Consider the following 18363-nt stretch of genomic DNA (forward strand, 5'->3'; position numbering starts at 1 on the left):
CGTATGGAATGGATCGCTGATCCAACAATTTGGGCCGGCCTGGCCACTTTGGTCGTGCTGGAAATCGTGCTGGGTATAGACAACCTTGTCTTCATCGCCATTCTGGCGGACAAATTACCAAAACAACAAAGAGATAAGGCCCGTGTCGTCGGTTTGTTGCTGGCGCTGGTCATGCGTCTGGCGCTGCTCGCCTCCATCTCGTGGCTGGCGACGCTGACCAAACCGATGTTCATCGTCGCGGAGCACCCCTTCAGCGGCCGCGATCTGATCATGTTGGTCGGCGGGATATTCCTGCTGTTCAAAGCCACCATGGAGCTCAATGAGCGGCTGGAAGGCAAGGACGAAGAGCAGCACGGCGCGCGCAAAGGCGCACGTTTCTGGCCGGTCGTGGCGCAGATCGTGGTGCTGGACGCCGTTTTCTCGCTCGACTCGGTGATCACCGCGGTGGGGATGGTCGATCACCTGGCGGTGATGATGATCGCGGTCTGTATCGCCATCGGCCTGATGCTGCTGGCCAGCAAACCGCTGACGCGCTTCGTCAACGCGCACCCGACTATCGTTATCCTGTGCCTGAGCTTCCTGCTGATGATTGGCTTTAGCCTGGTGGCGGAGGGCTTCGGCTATCACATTCCTAAAGGCTACCTCTACGCGGCGATCGGCTTCTCGGTCATGATCGAAGCGCTGAACCAGCTGGCGCAGTTCAACCGCCGTCGCTTTCTGTCGAAGGTGCGGCCACTACGTGAACGCACCGCCGAAGCGGTGCTGCGCATGCTGAGCGGCAAACATGAAGAAGCGGAAGTCGACAGCCATTCCGCCAACCTGCTGGCGGACAGCGACAGCGAAAACGGCGAGATCTTCAATCAGCAAGAGCGGCGCATGATCGAACGCGTACTCGGCATGGCGCAGCGCACGGTCAGTAGCATCATGACCTCGCGTCACGACGTCGAATACCTTGAGCTGAACGATCCGCAGGAAAAGCTGACGCAGTTGCTGGAACGTAATCAGCACACGCGCATCGTGGTGGTGGAAAGCAGCGCCAGCGACGAACCGCTGGGCGTGATCCACACCATCGACGTTCTCAAACAGCAACTGGCGCAGGCGCCGCTGGATCTGCGTGCGCTGATACGCCAACCGTTGATCTTCCCGGAGCAGCTCACGCTGTTAAGCGCCCTGGAGCAATTCCGCCAGGCGCAGACGCATTTCGCCTTCGTGGTCGATGAGTTCGGCTCCGTCGAAGGCGTCGTCACCCTGACGGACGTGATGGAAACTATCGCCGGCAACCTGCCGGAGGCCGGCGAAGAGGTGGACGCACGCCATGACATTCAGCAAAACGAAGACGGCAGCTGGATCGCCAACGGCTATATGCCGCTGGAAGATCTGGTGCTGTACCTGCCGATGCCGCTGGAAGACAAGCGCGAATACCACACGCTGGCGGGGCTGTTGATGGAACACAGTCAGCGCGTGCCGCAAGAAGGAGAACAGATCACGATCGGTGACTACCTGTTCGAACCATTGGAGGTCAACAGCCACCGCATCCTGAAAGTGAAGATCACCCCGCCTCCTCCACCGGAGGAGTACGAGGTTTAACATCGAGGCCGGGCATCGCCCGGCCTTCCTTTTACTGGGGAACCAGCAGCTCCGTCGCCACGATCACCACCACCAACCCGACAATTACCGGCACTGAAGTACGCTTCACCACATCAAACGGCGAGATTTTCGCCATACCGGAGACCGCCACCACCACGCCGGAGACCGGCGACAGCGTGCGGCCGAGATTCGAGGCCTGCAGCATCGGGATCACCAGATAGGCAGGATTCACGCCCATCTGTGCCGCCAGTTTCGGGATCAGTTCGACAAACGCATAGAACGGCGCATTGCCGGAGCCGGTGGTCATGGCCGCCAGCATGGTGATCACCACCAACACCAGCATCATGATCAAACCGCCGGTACCGAACGACTGCGCCAACCCGATCAAGCCGCTGATAAAGCCGACGGTGCTCAACCCTTGCGCGAAGACACCCGCGGCCACCAACAGCATCACCACGCTGGCGAAAGCGTCCGCCATACCGCGATACGCCACTTCCAGGCCGCTGAATACCTGTTTGGCGCTGAAGCTGCGCACAAACTCGATCGCTGCCGCCAACAGTATGCACCCTACCAGCACGGTAATAATGTGCAGCTCCGGGCCCCATTTGCCGTCGAAGATCAGCACGCCGAGGATCGGCGTAAACGGCAATATCGCGTAGAACCCCGGCGCATGGGTTTTGATCTCGCTGACGTCCATAATGTGGTGCTGTTCATCACTCTTCTTATCGAGATAACGCTGCCAGAAAAAGTGCGCCACGGCCATGCAGACGATGGCGGCAATCGAGATAGGCAGCGTGGTTTTGAACGCGAAGTCCACCAGCGGCATTTCCGCCGCCTTGGCTGCCAGTACCACGTCGCCGGAAGTCGGCGCCAGGATAATCGCCGCCGGCGAAGCGCAAATGGCCGCCGCGGCGCCGCGGCTAATGCCAACGTTCACCATCAATGGGAACAGCGTCGCCATCAGCAATACGCCGAGCCCGGTAGCGGAAGAGACCGCCAATGACATCAGACAAGCGACAAAATAGGCCGCCACCATCAGCAGATAAGGCGAATTGATCATCTGCAATGGGCGCGAGGCCAGCTTGACGACCACGTCGTTGGCGCCGATATGCGTCATATAGGCGGCGAAACCGCACAGCATCATGATCATCATGCCCAGATCGCCGCCGCGGCTCATCAGCAAAATCTTGACGTACTCGATCATATCGGTCGCGCGCCAGCCGGTAGATGCGGCGCCGGACGGCAACAGCGTTTTTCCCATCAGGGCGCTGATGCCTAGCAGCAGCAGCCCTCCCACCATCAAGACGCCCGTGGCGGAATACCCTTTGATGATGTAACGGCCCACGCCCGCCGCCACCGCCGCGCCAATAAGAAGCTCTATCATGTTTCCTCAACTCGTCATTTTTTCGCGCTCAGGCGCATAGTCATAGCAGAATGCGCCCTTACTCTGCACAAATTGAGCGCGGGTCTTCATGACCTTCATCAAGGTAACGGAGGGAAATTATCGCGGGAAACGTCGATACTGACGCGGGCCGCAAGACGGCCCGCGTCAGGAGGGATTACAGCTTGTCGAGCAGCTTTTTCAGATCCTGACCCTCGCGTGAATCCTTGTTCTTTTCAGCCCATTTGTTCAGCGCATCTTTGGCCCGATCGTGCAGCGTTTTACGCAGCACCTGATCGACCTGCAGTTGGTAATTCAGCTGTTGCCAAGGCCCATAGACCCGCAGCGGAATCGGCGTTTTTTGCAGTTGCTCGATCAGTTCGCCGCGCCCTTGCCAACCGCCAGTGACGCGCACATTAAGCGCCATATCGCACTGTTTTCCCGGCATATCGATACTGCCGGCGCCGGTCAGCGCCAGCAACGGCGAATCCGCCGTCAGGCTGCTGAGCTTGACAGTGCCTTGGCTCAGGCTGGCCCGCGCCGAGACGCTTTTGACTTCGGTATAGCGCTGATAGCTGTCTTGCCCGCGCACGCTGTTATCGTTGCGCGCCACCGCCTGTTGGATCAATTGCTGAATGTTCAGGCCGTGCAGCTGCGCATCCTGCATCGCCAGCTGCGCCGTACCGCTCCAACGGTGCTCAAATGACTCTGAAGAAAGACGATCGCCGGTCAAATCCCCTTTCATGCTGAATTTTCCGGTCAGCATCTGCGGCATCTCGAAGGCTTTGAGCACCGCGCCGAGCTCAACCTGGTTCAGGGTCGGCTGCACGTTTATCACCGGTTTATTGCCGCGTGCGTCGAGCGATCCCGGCAAAGAGAAATCACCGCCGGCCAATTGCCCGGCAAGTTTATGCAGCGTCAGCAGGCCGCGTTGATTATCTGCCGCGACGGCTAACTGGGTAACGTTCATACCGCGGTAGGTCAACTGCGCCGCCTGCAGATTCAACTGTGCATTGAAATCGCGCAGCGCTTCCAGGTTCTGCTGCCGATCGTCGACCTGGCTGGCGATCACCGGCGCGGCGGTCACGGCGGGCTGTTCGGCGGTATTGGTGCTGGATTGCCAACCGGAAAGCGCGTCGAGATCGAGATTAGCCGAATTCAGGTTCACCACATAGCCGGGCACCGCTCCCAGGCTGGCGCTGATATCGCCGGTCAACTGGCTGTTATTGGCGCTGACGTTCAGCTGGGTGACGGCAATGTGCGCCGGCGTCTGTTGATAGACCACCTGAGCATTCCCCTCGCCTTGAATACCGCCGTTCGGAATATCTGCTCCCACCAATTGGTAATTGAACTGGGTCACCTTGGCGCCGATCTGGTGCGGGAACTGCTGCAGATCGATATCGGCCGCCATGCTGAAGGCCAGGTCGCGCTGATCGCGGTTGACCCGGCTGGAAATGTCCAGCTGCGCCTGCCGTTTCTCCGTTTGCTGCAGGGTAAGATTGATGTCCCGGACATTGATTTGCGCGTTGTCGGCGCGCTGCCAAATCAGCAAGCTGTCCACGACGCGCAAGTTATCGATGTCGAACTTCCAGGCCGTGTCTGCCGCATCAGCGCCGCTGCCGGCCGGCGCAATCGGGGCGTCCACTTGCGAGTGCTCTTCACTGTCGGGCGTGAGGCGAATGACGGCATTTTTCAACATCACCTGTTTCACAAACAGCTGATGCGACAGCAGCGGCAACAGTTTGACGTCAAGGCGCATGTTTTCCGCGCTCACCACCGGCGTCTTGGCGCCCGGCGCGGTCAGCGTCATGCGCCCGGCCAAAATACTGAGCTGCGGCCAGATATGCCAACGCAGGTCGCCTTCAAGCGTTAGCTGGTAGCCGCTCTTCTGCTCGACCTTTTTGACCATGTAACCGCGAAAATCATTCGGATTGACCAGCAGTACCAGCGCGGACATTCCCGCCACCACGACCACCAGTAAAATCGCCAATGTCGTCAGTAATCTTCTCATGCCACCCTCTTGTCAGCGCCACACCGACGGTGCATCTCGCGCCGTTAGTCCTTGTCGATTCGACTGGCTACTGCGCCCTGCTGATCGCGATATTTTGCGTCCTGCCGGCTGTTATATGGCCGGGCCGCCGGGCCGGACAACGGCTCAAAGCTCAAGGCGCCAATCAGCATCCCCGGCCGCAGCGCCAGCGGCAGCTTGCCGGAGTTGTAAAACTCCAGCACGATGCGCCCGTGCCAGCCCGGATCGATCCGGTGCGCGGTCACGTGCACCATCAGCCCCAGACGCGCCAGAGAAGAACGGCCGTCGAGCCAACCCACGAGATCGTTCGGCAGCGTCACGGATTCGAACGTCACCGCCAGGGCCAGTTCGCCGGGATGAAGGAAGAACGCCTCGCCTTCCGGCAGGACAATCTCGTCGCTCATCACGCGATCCAGCGCGGCGCTGACTTCATCTTTCGGCCCGCTGAGATCGATAAACGGCGCGGTATGGCCGCGGAACACGCGGAACTGATTGCCCAAACGGACATCTACTGTGGCCCCGTTGATGCGTTCGAGCGGCGGGCGCGGCGAAATCACCAGTTTCTCGCTATCCAGCCAGGCTTCTATATCGCGGTCGCACAGTCTCATGTCTTTCTTCTCCATCAAAACGCGTAACTAAACAAAAATTGCCACACAACGGGCGAAAGGTCTACGCCGGGGTGCAAATAGTTGGCCGTCGGCCGGAAATGCGCATTTCCGGCCATTAAGCGGCATTATTCAAAGAATTGGCTGATTTTGGCTTTCAGAATATCGATCGCGATGCGGTTTTTGCCGCCGCGCGGAACGATGATATCGGCGTATTGTTTGGAAGGTTCGATAAACTGCAGGAACATCGGGCGCACGGTCTTCTGGTATTGCGCCATCACCGAATCCATCGAGCGGCCGCGCTCGTTGACGTCGCGCTTCATGCGGCGCATCAGGCAGATATCCAGCGGCGTGTCGACGAAGATCGAGAAGTTCATCTCCTGGCGCAAACGGATATCCGTCAGCAGCAAGATCCCTTCCAGAATGATCACTTTTTTAGGTTCCAGGTGGACGGTTTCTTTCTTGCGCGTGTGTTCGGTGTAGCTGTACAGCGGCAGCTCGATCGCCTTACCGGCCTTCAGCATCTGCAGATGCTGGAACAGCAGGTTGTGATCCATGGCGCTCGGGTGGTCATAGTTGGTTTTGACCCGTTCTTCCATGGTCAGGTGAGTCTGGTCTTTATAGTAACTGTCTTCTGGAATAACGCCGATGTGCTCATCGCCGACTTGCTCGCGGAGTTCGCGGTACAACGTGCTGGCGATAAGGCTTTTTCCGGAGGCAGATGCGCCAGCTATACCAATAATGACGCACTGATGCGGATTGTCAGTCATAAAATTAAAGACCTGATTTCATAGTGTGAAGGGGGGGAACTAAAACGCGACAATTATAGGGAGTCGCCGGGGATTGCGCCACTGTATATTGATATTGCGCGGCGGCGGGCGAATTCGGGCTGCCACGCCACGGGCACGCGGCATTTTAAGAATCTCGCAGCTAGGGCAACGCACCGTAACGGGTTACACTCCCCGGCGCTGACTTTTGCTCCCCGCCCCCTTTCATCGGAGATTGATGTGTTGGATTGGTATTTTCTGACTTTTTTCGGCGACAGCACGTTGCTGCTGCCCTGCGCGCTGATTCTGTTTTTATTGCTGCTCATGTCTCCCGCCACCCGCGCGGCGGGTTGGCAGTGGGCGCTGCTCTTCGGGTTCACCGGCGGGGTGGTCTGCCTGTCTAAACTGGCCTTTATGGGCTGGGGCATCGGCAGCGAGCGCTATGATTTCACCGGATTCAGCGGTCATTCCGCCCTCGCGGCCTGTATCTGGCCGCCTCTGCTCTGGACGTTGACCGGCCGATTTTCCCACCCGATACGTAGCATCGCTTTGCTGACCGGGTGGATATTGCCTTTCGCCATCGGCGTTTCGCGGCTGGAAATTCGCGTGCACTCGGTATCCGAGGTGATCAGCGGGCTGATTCTAGGCTACCTGGCCAGCGCCCTGTTCCTGCGGTTGCAGCGGAGCAAAACGCGCCCGCATCTCTCCTGGCCACACTTCGCCATCGCGCTGGCCTTGCCGTTGGCGCTGATGGGGCAGCGGCAGCCGGCCCCCACCCAGGGATTGCTGGAGCATATCGCCAAAACGCTGGCGCAGATCGAACGCCCTTATACCCGTGCCGACCTGCACAAGCCTACCCCTATCCGATAAAAAAACCCGGCGCTTAAGCCGGGTTCTTTCACTGCCGCAAATAGATTACAGCGCGCGGAAGGCAATCTCCGTCGGGATCGCTTCGCCCTGCCAATACATCTGCGCCGCCACACGGCCGGCCAGTTGACGATACATGTCGGCGAATTCGCTCTCCGGACGGCTGATCACCGTCGGCGTACCGCGATCCAGATCTTCGCGCAGCGAGATATGCAGCGGCATCTGCCCCAGCAGACGGCTGTTATATTTCTGCACCAACTTCTCGGCGCCGCCGGTGCCAAAGATCGGTTCATGGTGGCCGCAGTTACTGCAGATGTGCACGCTCATGTTTTCCACGATGCCCAGCACCGGCACATGCACTTTCTCGAACATCACGATGCCCTTGGCGGCATCCAGCAGGGCGATATCCTGTGGCGTGGTGACTACCAGCGCACCGGTCACCGGAATGTTCTGCGACAGCGTCAGCTGGATGTCGCCGGTGCCCGGCGGCATGTCCAGCACCAGGTAATCCAGATCCGGCCACAGCGTATCCTGCAGCAGCTGCATCAGCGCCTTGCTGGCCATCGGGCCGCGCCACACCATGGCGTTGTCGTCGGTCACCAGATAACCGATGGAGTTGGTCGCCAGGCCGTGCGCCATGATCGGCGCCATGTGCTGCCCGTCCGGCGAAGTCGGCCGCTCATGTTCGGTGCCCAGCATATTGGGGATCGACGGGCCGTAAATGTCGGCGTCCAGAATACCGACCTTGGCGCCTTCGGCGGCCAGCGCCAGCGCCAGATTGACGGCGGTGCTGGATTTCCCCACCCCGCCTTTGCCGGAGCTGACGGCGATGATGTTGCGCACGCCTTTGATCCCGGCTTGGCCGTTGGCGCGTTTCAGCGTCGTGATATCGTGTTTCAGCTTCCAGTCGATGGCGGCGGCGCCGGTCACGCGCAACAGCTCAGGGCCGACGCTCGCCTGCAGTGCTTCAAAACCGCTCTGCCAGGCAAACGGCATCGTCAGTTCGATATGCAGTACGTCGTCCAATAATGCGCAGTGATGAATAGCCTTCAGCGCAGTCAGGTTGTTTTTCAACGTCGGGTGTTCAAAGGCGGCCAGTACACCGGTCACCAGGGCGCGCAGAACTTCGGGGTTGGTCTGCTCAGGGGATTTTGCGTTCATCCCGGCTCCTTGATTTTGAATGGGTAGCTTCCGGCTAAGCATACCAGAACTGCGCGGCGGCTGGCGCGTATAACCTGTAAGAAACCGCCCTAGCAGCGAAGGGCGCGATCGGTTAACATCGAAGGCCCTTTTATTCATTACAGAAAGCAAGTTCTCACTATGGCTCAAGTCGCGAAAAAATTATTGGTGACGTGCGCGCTACCGTACGCAAATGGTTCCATCCATCTCGGCCACATGCTCGAGCACATCCAGGCGGATATCTGGGTGCGTTACCAACGAATGCGCGGCCACGAAGTGCATTTCATCTGCGCGGACGACGCGCACGGCACGCCGATCATGCTGAAAGCGCAGCAACTGGGCGTTAAACCGGAAGAAATGATCGCGGAGATGAGCCAGGAGCACCAACAGGATTTCGCCGGCTTTGGCATCAGCTATGACAACTATCATTCGACCCATAGCGATGAAAACCGTGAGCTGTCCACCCTGATTTACAGCCGCCTGAAAGAAAACGGGTTTATCAAGAACCGCACCATTTCTCAGCTGTACGATCCGGAGAAAGGCATGTTCCTGCCGGACCGTTTCGTGAAAGGCACCTGCCCTAAATGCAAATCGCCGGATCAGTACGGTGACAACTGCGAAGTGTGCGGCGCCACCTACAGCCCGACGGAACTGATCGATCCGAAGTCCGTGGTTTCCGGCGCGACGCCGGTGATGCGCGACTCCGAACACTTCTTCTTCGATCTGCCGGCCTTCAGCGAAATGCTGCAGGCGTGGACGCGCTCCGGCGCGCTGCAAGAGCAGGTGGCAAACAAGATGCAGGAGTGGTTCGAATCCGGTCTGCAGCAGTGGGACATCTCCCGCGATGCGCCTTACTTCGGCTTCGAAATCCCGGATGCGCCGGGCAAATACTTCTATGTCTGGCTGGACGCGCCGATCGGCTACATGGGTTCCTTCAAGAACCTGTGCGACAAGCGCGGCGATCTGAACTTCGACGAGTTCTGGCGCAAAGACTCCACCACCGAGCTGTACCACTTTATCGGCAAGGACATCGTCTACTTCCACAGCCTGTTCTGGCCGGCGATGCTGGAAGGCAGCAACTTCCGCAAACCGACCAACCTGTTCGTGCACGGCTACGTGACGGTGAACGGCGCCAAGATGTCAAAATCGCGCGGCACCTTCATCAAGGCCGGCACCTACCTGCAGCATCTGGACGCCGACTGCCTGCGTTATTACTACGCCGCCAAGCTCTCTTCACGCATTGATGACATCGATCTCAATCTGGAAGACTTCGTGCAGCGCGTGAACGCCGACATCGTCAACAAGGTGGTGAACCTGGCGTCACGCAACGCCGGCTTTATCAACAAGCGCTTCGGCGGCAAGCTGGCCGACAGCCTGGCCGATCCGGCGCTGTACCAGACCTTCGTCGACGCGGCGCAGAGCATCGCCGAAGCCTACGCCGGCCGCGAGTTCAGCCGCGCGATCCGCGAAATCATGGCGCTGGCCGATCTGGCCAACCGTTATGTGGATGAGCAGGCACCGTGGGTAGTGGCGAAGGAAGAAGGCCGCGACGCCGATCTGCAGGCCATCTGTTCAATGGGCATCAACCTGTTCCGCGTGCTGATGACTTACCTGAAGCCGGTGCTGCCTTCGCTGACCGAGCGCGCCGAAGCGTTCCTCAATGCCGAGCTGAGCTGGGACGCGATCCCGCAGCCGCTGCTGGGCCATCAGGTGAACGCGTTCAAAGCGCTGTTCAACCGCATCGATCTGGACAAGGTCAACGAGATGGTCAATGCCTCGAAGGAAGACATGGCCGCCGCCAAGCCGGTGACCGGCCCGCTGGCTGACGATCCGATCCAGGAAACCATCACCTTCGACGACTTCGCCAAGGTCGACATGCGTATCGCCCTGATCAAGAGCGCCGACTTTGTCGAGGGCTCCGACAAGCTGCTGAAGCTGCAGCTGGATCTGGGCGGCGAATCGCGCCAAATCTTCTCCGGCATTCGCTCCGCTTACCCGGACCCGAAAGCGCTGGAAGGCCGTCTGACCATCATGGTCGCCAACCTGGCGCCGCGTAAAATGCGCTTCGGCGTGTCAGAAGGCATGGTGATGGCGGCGGGCCCAGGCGGGAAAGAGATCTTCCTGCTGAGCCCGGACAGCGGCGCGCAGCCTGGCATGCAGGTCAAGTAACCGCGCAGATGCGTGGCATAGGGAGGGTCGAGCTTGCTCGGCCCTTTTTTATTGCCCCAACCCCCACGTTATAAGCATGAAGAAAAAGTCATAACCGCCCTGATTCCCCTGCCCGCCGCATCCGGCTATGATGCTCCGAAACCCAAAATAGACGTCCAGACAGAAAGACTGCTATAACAGACCTTCACCGGGATCGTTTCCCTGCTTTTTTGGAGCCTATAATAATGAAAAACCTCAAGACTTCGCTGCTCGCCCTCAGTCTGCTGGCTGCCCTGCCACTGCAGGCGGCGGAAAACGCCGCCGTGCCGGCCGCCATCGCTCAACATCAGGGGCCGGTGCGCATCGCGGTGATCCGCAACCTCGGATCCGACGACAACACCACGCAATTTTTGGCGGGCGCCATTCAGGAAGGGCGCAAGCTGGGCTTCAAGGTGGACACCTTCCTCAGCAACGGCGACGACGCGCGTTTTCAGGACTTCGTCAACCAGGCTATCAGCCAGAAATATGACGGCATTATTCTTTCGCAGGGACGAGCCCCCTATTCCACCGACCTGGTCAAGCGCATCGCGGCGGCCGGCATCGCCGTCGCGGCTTTCGATACCGACGTCAGCGGCCGCGTTCCCGGCGTCACCGTCTCGCAGCAGGACGACGCTTCGCTGGCTAACGCCTCGTTCGGCCAGTTGGTGAAGGATTTCAACGGCCAGGCCAACATCATCAAACTCTGGGTGGCAGGCTTCCCGCCAATGGAGCGCCGCCAGGCCGCTTACCAGCAGTTGCTGAAACAGCATCCGGGCATTCACGAGCTGGAATCGATTGGCGCGGTTTCATCCGACGTGCAGGGAGATACCGCCAATAAAGTGGGGGCGGTGCTGGCGAAATACCCGAAAGGCAAGATTGACGCCATCTGGGGCACCTGGGACGCTTTCACCCAGGGCGCTTACAAGGCGCTGAAAGAGAACGGCCGCACCGAAATCAAACTGTACAGTATCGATATCTCCAACCAGGATCTGCAGCTGATGCGCGAGGCCGGCAGCCCATGGCAGGTCAGCGTGGCGGTGGATCCGAAGCTGATCGGCGCGGTCAACCTGCGCCTGGTGGCCAACAAGATCGCCGGGGAAAGCACGCCGGACAGCTATCAGTTCAAAGCGGCGGTCATTCCTCAGGCGCTGCTGCTGGCGCAGCCGGGGCCGGTTAACGTCGCCGGGCTGGCGAAGATCATCCCCGGCTGGAGCACCAGCAGCGATTTCGTTCAGCCGTGGTTCGCCACGCTGCAGGCCGAACACGGTAAATAATGCTGTTTTTGACGAGGCTGCCGACGCAGCCTCTGTTTTTAAACTAATTATCGGCTTTCCCCTTCCGTCCCCGCCAAAATGCGCTATGTTATCTGCATCGCCCAATAACTGTATGCATAAACAGGCCTCGAATGAAGGGATTCCCCTCGCTGATCAACGTACTGCTGGCCAGTTCGCTGGTGTTGACCATCGGCCGCGGCGTTACGCTGCCGTTCATCACCATCTACCTCACCGAACATTTCCATCTGCTGCCGAAGAGCGTGGGCGTGATCCTGGGCGTCAGCCTGACCCTCGGCATCCTTGCCAGCCTGTACGGCGGCTATCTGGTGGACAAATTCAGCAAAAACCGCCTGATCCTGCTGTCGATTTTATTGTTCGCGCTGAGTTTCTTCGCCATTCCCTGGATCCCGCGCCCCGGCGGCGTGATCGTGGTGCTGGCGATCCTGCATACCTGTTATTCGGTGTTAAGCATCACCATAAAGGCCTGCTTCGCCGACTGGCTGCCGGTCGAGCAGCGCATCAAGGCTTTCTCAATCAACTACACGCTGGTCAACGTCGGCTGGGCGATCGGCTCTGCGCTCGGCGTTCTGGTGGCCGGGCTTAGCCCGCTGCTGCCGTTTTACCTGTCGGGGGGATTGGCGCTGGCGACGGTGACGGCGCTAAGCCTGCGCTTACGCGGCCGGGAACAGCGCCCGACAACAACCGCCGCCGCACCGGCGGCACTCCCCAACTTCCGTCAGACGCTGACCATCTTGCGAAACGATCGGCGGCTTATCTACTTCACCCTCGGCAGCACCCTGGGCGCCGTGGTGTTCGGTCAGTTCACCGGCTATCTGTCGCAGTATCTGATCACCGTCTCCAGCGCCGAGTTCGCCTACAAAATCATTGGGTTGGTGATGATCGTCAACGCCGGCATCGTCATCGCCCTGCAATACCTGCTCAGCCGCGGCATGCGCCAGGAAAACATGCTGCGCTGGCTGGTGCTGGGCACGCTGTTTTTCATCGTCGGGCTGCTCGGTTTCATGGCGGCCGGCCAGGCGGTCTGGCTGTGGCTGGCGGCGATGGCAGTGTTTACCTTAGGCGAGATCATCGTTATCCCGGTGGAATACATGTTCATCGACTTTATTGCGCCGCCGCACCTGAAAGGCAGTTACTATGGAGTACAAAACCTCAGCGCGCTGGGCGGCGCCATCAACCCGGTGCTGTGCGGGGTGCTGCTCAGCTATGCCGCGCCGCCGTTGATGTTCGTGATGCTGATGGTCTCCGCCCTGCTCAGCCTGCTGTTTTTCTTCCTCGGCCACCGTTTGGCGGAACGTTCTGCGGCAACGGCCGAAGACGCGCGCTGACCCTGCCTGCAACTCTCAAAGCAGGATGTCAACCCGCCGTTCGGGCATAGCACCCATAGCGAGAATTCATGGTGCGATCTGTGGCATGGCTCACAGTTTAATTGTATGATGAATGCATCAGTTAAACGGGAAAAGACAATGGCCAACGTGCTCACACTGTGCTGGAAATACCTGAGGGCCCTGCTCCTTATCTACCTGTGTCTGTTCGTCGGCAACGCGGTGGCGGCGCTGCTGCCGTTCGCCATTCCCGGCAGCATCATTGGCATGCTGCTGCTGTTCGCCCTGCTCTCTACCCAGATTATGCCGGCCAAATGGGTTAAACCCGGCTGCCATTTGCTGATCCGCTATATGGTGCTGCTGTTCGTGCCGATCGGCGTCGGGGTGATGAAATACTACGACCAGATCGTCGCGCATCTGGGCCCGCTGGTTATCTCTTGCCTCATCAGCACGCTGATGGTGTTGGTGGTGGTCGGCTATACCTCACACTATTTTCATCGCGAGCGCCGCATCGCCGGCAAGCCCGACGACACGGAGGGCAATTCATGATCCATGAAATCTGGTGGTCGTTGCCGCTGACGCTGGCGGTCTATTTCGCCGCGCGCTGGCTGGCGCGCAAGCTGAATATGCCGCTGCTCAACCCGCTGCTGGTGTCCATGGCGGTGATCATCCCGCTGCTGCTGCTCACCGGTATTCCCTATGAACGCTACTTTCAGGGCAGCAAAATCCTCAACGATCTGCTGCAGCCGGCGGTCGTCGCGCTGGCCTTCCCGCTCTATGAGCAGCTGCACCAGATCCGCGCGCGCTGGAAGTCGATTATCGCGGTGTGCTTCATCGGCAGCCTGACCGCCATGATCAGCGGCGGCGCCATCGCCCTGTGGCTGGGCGCCACGCCGGAAATCGCCGCCTCTATCCTGCCGAAATCGGTCACTACGCCGATCGCCATGGCCGTCGCGGACTCGCTCGGCGGCATTCCGGCGATCAGCGCAGTCTGCGTCATTTTCGTCGGTATCCTCGGCGCCGTGTTCGGCCATACGTTGTTCAACCTGTTGAAAATCACCACCCACTCGGCGCGCGGCCTGGCGATGGGCACGGCATCCCACGCGCTGGGCACCGCACGCTGCGCCGAGATGGACTACCAGGAAGGCGCTTTCGGCTCGCTGGCGTTGGTGATCTGCGGCATCATCACCTCGCTGCTGGCACCGTTCCTGTTCCCGGTGCTGCTGCGCCTGTTCGGCTGAACAGGGTGAAACTTGCGATACATCTCGCATTTATGTATTTCATTGCATTAATTTCATCAATTAAGAGACATTAATCACACTTTAATGTCTCTGGCCTGCCTAGAATGTTATCCCGTTAACCCGTAGAGAGACTTTCTATGCATCCGCGTTTTCACACCGCTTTCAGCGCACTGCCCGCGACACTGCAATCCGCCCTGCGGCCTTATCTGGACGCGCCAGACTTTCCGGCGATGTTCACGGCCGAGCAAGCGGCGGCGATCCGCACAGGCTGCGGGCTGGACGATGATGCGCTGGCATTCGCGCTGCTGCCGCTGGCGGCGGCCTGCTCGTTAACCCCGATATCGCACTTTCACGTCGGCGCCATCGCGCGCGGGCAAAGCGGCAACCTCTATTTCGGCGCCAATATGGAGTTCAGCGGCGCGCCGCTGCAGCAAACCGTGCATGCAGAGCAGTGCGCGGTTACCCATGCCTGGCTGCGCGGCGAAAAAGCGCTGGCTTCGGTCACCGTCAACTACACGCCGTGCGGCCATTGCCGCCAGTTTATGAATGAACTGAACAGCGGTGGCGAGCTGCAGATCCGTCTGCCGGGCCGCGCGCCGGCCACGCTGGCGGACTATCTGCCGGACGCCTTCGGCCCGAAAGATCTGGATATCGCTTCGCTGCTGATGGACAAGGTCGATCACGGCCACCGGCTGGCGCTGGACGATGCGCTGGCGCAGGCGGCGCTGGCGGCGGCCAATCAGAGCCATGCTCCGTACAGCAACGCCCACAGCGGCGTAGCGCTGGAAACGCAGGACGGCAGCCTCTACGCCGGCCGCTATGCGGAAAACGCCGCTTTCAACCCGAGCCTGCCACCGCTACAGGCTGCGCTGATCCTGCTGAACCTCTCCGGCGGCGACTGCCAGAACATTCGCCGCGCTGTGCTGGCCGAACCGCAGAAGGCGATCCTCAGCCAGTGGGACGCCACCCGCGCCACCCTGGCGGCGCTGGGCTGCCAGAACGTCAGCCGCGCCGCCTTCTAAGCGCCACGGCGGGGCCATCCGGTTCCGCCGTTAACAGCCCCGCCCGCCAAATACAATGCCCCGACGCCGCCAGAGACACTTTCTTTAGTTAAAAAATCATTTGATTGTCGATAATTACGCCAACCTGGTTCATCATCTGGCAACAAATGCTGTACATCTTCTCTTTATCTCTTAGGATCGTCGGCAATAAAGTTATCTGATACGTGAAGAGTAAAACTGATGGAACTAGAATACGAAAGCAAACGCCCGCTCTATATCCCTTACGCCGGCCCGATTCTGCTGGAATTTCCGCTGCTGAACAAAGGCAGCGCTTTCACCGAGGAAGAACGTAGCCACTTCAACCTGCACGGTCTGCTGCCGGAAGCGGTGGAGACCATCGAAGAACAGGTGGAACGCGCCTACCGTCAGTATCAGGATTTCAAGAACGATAACGATAAGCACATCTATCTGCGCAACATCCAGGACACCAACGAAACCCTGTTCTATCGCCTGCTGGACTCGCACCTGAGCGAGATGATGCCGATCATCTACACCCCGACCGTCGGCGAGGCCTGCGAACACTTCTCCGATATCTACCGCCGCGCGCGCGGGCTGTTCATCTCCTACCCGAACCGCGATCGCATCGATGACATGCTGCAAAACGCCACCAAGCAGAACGTCAAGGTGATCGTGGTCACCGACGGCGAGCGCATTCTCGGCCTGGGCGATCAGGGCATCGGCGGCATGGGGATTCCAATTGGCAAGCTGTCGCTGTACACCGCCTGCGGCGGCATCAGCCCGGCCTACACGCTGCCGGTGGTGCTGGACGTCGGCACCAACAACCCGCAGCGCCTCAACGATCCGCTGTACATGGGCTGGCGCCATCCGCGCATCTCCGGCGAGGAGTACCACGCCTTTGTCGAAGAGTTTATTCAGGCGGTCAAACGCCGCTGGCCGAACGTGCTGCTGCAGTTTGAAGACTTCGCGCAGAATAACGCCACCCCGTTGCTGAACCGCTACCGCGACGAGATCTGCTGCTTTAACGACGACATTCAGGGCACCGCCGCGGTCACCCTCGGCAGCCTGATCGCCGCCAGCCGCGCCGCCGGCAGCCAGCTGCGCGATCAGACCGTCACCTTCCTCGGCGCCGGTTCCGCCGGCTGCGGCATCGCCGAGCAGATCATCGCGCAGATGAAGTCCGAGGGGTTGAGCGAAGACGAAGCGCGCGCCCGCGTATTCATGGTTGACCGCTTCGGCCTGTTGACCGACAAACTGCCGAACCTGCTCGACTTCCAGAGCAAGCTGGTGCAGAAGAGCGACAACCTGGCCGGCTGGGAAACCGCCAGCGACGCCATCTCGCTGCTGGACGTGGTGCGCAACGCCAAGCCGACCATTCTGATCGGCGTGTCCGGTCAGCCGGGGCTGTTTACCGAAGAGCTGATCCGCGAGATGCACAAGCACTGCGAACGCCCTATCGTGATGCCGCTGTCCAACCCGACCTCGCGCGTGGAAGCCCGTCCGGAAGACATCATCAACTGGACCGACGGCGCCGCCCTGGTGGCGACCGGCAGCCCGTTCGCGCCGGTAAGCTACAAAGAGCAGCTGTACCCGATCGCCCAGTGCAATAACTCCTACATCTTCCCGGGGATCGGTCTGGGCGTGCTGGCCTCCGGCGCCACTCGCGTCACCGACGCCATGCTGATGGCCGCCAGCCGCGCACTGGCGGACTGTTCGCCGCTGGCTACCGACGGCCACGGCGCGCTGCTGCCGAATATCGACGATATTCAGGGTGTGTCGAAGTGCATCGCCATGGAAGTGGGTAAAGCCGCCCAGCTGCAGGGGGTGGCGATCGTCACCTCCGAAGATGCGCTGTCGAAAGCCATCGAGCACAACTTCTGGCGGCCGCAGTACCGCAGTTACAAGCGCACCTCGTTCTGAATGGTGAGCTGAAATGACCCAGCCCGGCTCCGCCGGGCTTTTTTGTGCGGCAAAACCGCCGAAAAATGCGGCGGCGCGCGTGCTTCAGGCGGTTCGCGTCTTGCGTCGGTCGGTCAGGTAAAGTAGCCTTGATCCATCTTTTTCAGCCCGGCGCGCGTAAGGCAACAACATGTGGAAACGCCTGATAATCAGCCTGTTCATCATCATTGCGGTGTTGATGGGCTCGGCTATTGCGCTCGATCGCTGGATCAGCTGGAAAACCGCGCCTTACGTCTACGACGAACTGCAGGAATTGCCGCATCGCCAGGTCGGCGTGGTGCTCGGCACCGCCAAGTATTATCGCACCGGCGTGATCAACCAGTACTACCGTTACCGCATTCAGGGAGCGATCAACGCCTATAACAGCGGCAAGGTGAAATACCTGCTGCTGAGCGGCGACAATGCCCAGCAAAGCTATAACGAACCGATGACCATGCGCCGCGATCTGATCGCCGCCGGCGTGGCGCCGAGCGATATCGTGCTGGATTACGCCGGCTTCCGCACCCTGGATTCCATCGTGCGCACCCGCAAGGTGTTCGACACCAACGATTTCATCATCATCACCCAGCGCTTCCACTGCGAGCGCGCGCTGTTCATCGCCCTGCACATGGGCATTCAGGCGCAGTGTTACGCGGTGCCGTCGCCGAAGGACATGATGACGGTGCGCGCCCGCGAGATCTTCGCCCGCCTGGGCGCACTGACCGATCTGTATATCCTCAAGCGTGAACCGCGCTTCCTCGGCCCGCTGATCCCGATCTCCGCCATGCACACCGTGCCGGAAGACGCCCAGGGCTATCCCGCCGTCTCGCCGGAACAGTTGGTTGAGCTGGAGCACAAGCTGAAAGAAGAGAAGCAGAAAGCCAAACAGCCCTGACGGGTAATGCCCCAAAAAGAAAGGCCGGCATATTTTGCCGGCCTTGTCGTC

At 59.9% G+C, this 18363-nt stretch carries 15 protein-coding genes; 10 read left to right on the forward strand and 5 right to left on the reverse strand.

Annotated features, from left to right (window positions below; translation table 11 throughout):
• The first annotated feature begins 3 nt into the window (after positions 1 to 3).
• Positions 4 to 1587: a TerC family protein gene (locus tag ACMGF9_RS15855; protein WP_076740419.1), complete on the forward strand. Its 1584-nt coding sequence runs from the start codon at positions 4 to 6 to the stop codon at positions 1585 to 1587.
• Positions 1588 to 1618: 31 nt separating this feature from the next.
• Here the strand turns inward: ACMGF9_RS15855 and dcuC are convergent, their stop codons facing one another.
• From dcuC to udk, 4 genes are all read right to left on the reverse strand, one after another.
• Positions 1619 to 2971, reverse strand: coding sequence for an anaerobic C4-dicarboxylate transporter DcuC (dcuC, locus tag ACMGF9_RS15860; RefSeq protein WP_015377222.1), 1353 nt, complete (start codon positions 2969 to 2971; stop codon positions 1619 to 1621).
• 175 nt (positions 2972 to 3146) lie between these two features.
• On the reverse strand, positions 3147 to 4979 hold the full coding sequence (gene asmA / locus ACMGF9_RS15865) for an outer membrane assembly protein AsmA (RefSeq protein WP_015377221.1): 1833 nt from the start codon (positions 4977 to 4979) through the stop codon (positions 3147 to 3149).
• Positions 4980 to 5023: 44 nt separating this feature from the next.
• Positions 5024 to 5605: a dCTP deaminase gene (dcd, locus tag ACMGF9_RS15870; RefSeq protein ID WP_004938917.1), complete on the reverse strand. Its 582-nt coding sequence runs from the start codon at positions 5603 to 5605 to the stop codon at positions 5024 to 5026.
• 125 nt (positions 5606 to 5730) lie between these two features.
• Positions 5731 to 6372, reverse strand: coding sequence for a uridine kinase (gene udk, locus ACMGF9_RS15875; protein WP_004938922.1), 642 nt, complete (start codon positions 6370 to 6372; stop codon positions 5731 to 5733).
• Positions 6373 to 6609: 237 nt separating this feature from the next.
• Between udk and ACMGF9_RS15880 the strand changes: the two genes are divergently transcribed.
• Entirely contained in the window at positions 6610 to 7239 is a 630-nt protein-coding gene (locus tag ACMGF9_RS15880; RefSeq protein ID WP_176326019.1) for a phosphatase PAP2 family protein, read from the forward strand.
• Between the two features lie 45 nt (positions 7240 to 7284).
• Here the strand turns inward: ACMGF9_RS15880 and apbC are convergent, their stop codons facing one another.
• The gene (gene apbC / locus ACMGF9_RS15885; RefSeq protein ID WP_004938926.1) at positions 7285 to 8397 is read right to left on the reverse strand and encodes an iron-sulfur cluster carrier protein ApbC; all 1113 of its coding nucleotides are present in this window, start codon (positions 8395 to 8397) and stop codon (positions 7285 to 7287) included.
• 159 nt (positions 8398 to 8556) lie between these two features.
• Between apbC and metG the strand changes: the two genes are divergently transcribed.
• From metG to sanA, 8 genes are all read left to right on the forward strand, one after another.
• Entirely contained in the window at positions 8557 to 10584 is a 2028-nt protein-coding gene (gene metG / locus ACMGF9_RS15890; protein ID WP_015377219.1) for a methionine--tRNA ligase, read from the forward strand.
• Positions 10585 to 10808: 224 nt separating this feature from the next.
• Positions 10809 to 11876, forward strand: coding sequence for a sugar ABC transporter substrate-binding protein (locus ACMGF9_RS15895; RefSeq protein WP_088381408.1), 1068 nt, complete (start codon positions 10809 to 10811; stop codon positions 11874 to 11876).
• Positions 11877 to 12007: 131 nt separating this feature from the next.
• The gene (locus tag ACMGF9_RS15900; RefSeq protein WP_088381407.1) at positions 12008 to 13222 is read left to right on the forward strand and encodes an MFS transporter; all 1215 of its coding nucleotides are present in this window, start codon (positions 12008 to 12010) and stop codon (positions 13220 to 13222) included.
• 138 nt (positions 13223 to 13360) lie between these two features.
• Positions 13361 to 13768, forward strand: coding sequence for a CidA/LrgA family protein (locus tag ACMGF9_RS15905; RefSeq protein ID WP_004938939.1), 408 nt, complete (start codon positions 13361 to 13363; stop codon positions 13766 to 13768).
• A complete protein-coding gene (locus ACMGF9_RS15910; protein ID WP_004938941.1) occupies positions 13765 to 14460 on the forward strand; it encodes a CidB/LrgB family autolysis modulator in 696 nt (231 codons plus the stop codon). The genes ACMGF9_RS15905 and ACMGF9_RS15910 overlap by 4 nt, the downstream gene beginning before the upstream one ends.
• A 137-nt stretch (positions 14461 to 14597) precedes the next feature.
• Positions 14598 to 15482: a cytidine deaminase gene (gene cdd / locus ACMGF9_RS15915; RefSeq protein ID WP_088381406.1), complete on the forward strand. Its 885-nt coding sequence runs from the start codon at positions 14598 to 14600 to the stop codon at positions 15480 to 15482.
• Positions 15483 to 15701: 219 nt separating this feature from the next.
• Positions 15702 to 17399 carry an NAD-dependent malic enzyme gene (locus tag ACMGF9_RS15920; protein WP_004938945.1) on the forward strand — a complete coding sequence of 566 codons (1698 nt, stop codon included), beginning with the start codon at positions 15702 to 15704 and terminating at the stop codon, positions 17397 to 17399.
• A gap of 169 nt (positions 17400 to 17568) precedes the next feature.
• A complete protein-coding gene (gene sanA / locus ACMGF9_RS15925; protein ID WP_004938948.1) occupies positions 17569 to 18312 on the forward strand; it encodes an outer membrane permeability protein SanA in 744 nt (247 codons plus the stop codon).
• The last annotated feature ends 51 nt before the right edge of the window (positions 18313 to 18363 follow it).

Origin of the sequence: Serratia sp. BNK-23, from assembly GCF_047456145.1 — a bacterium.
Classification (GTDB): Bacteria; Pseudomonadota; Gammaproteobacteria; order Enterobacterales; family Enterobacteriaceae; genus Serratia; species Serratia nematodiphila.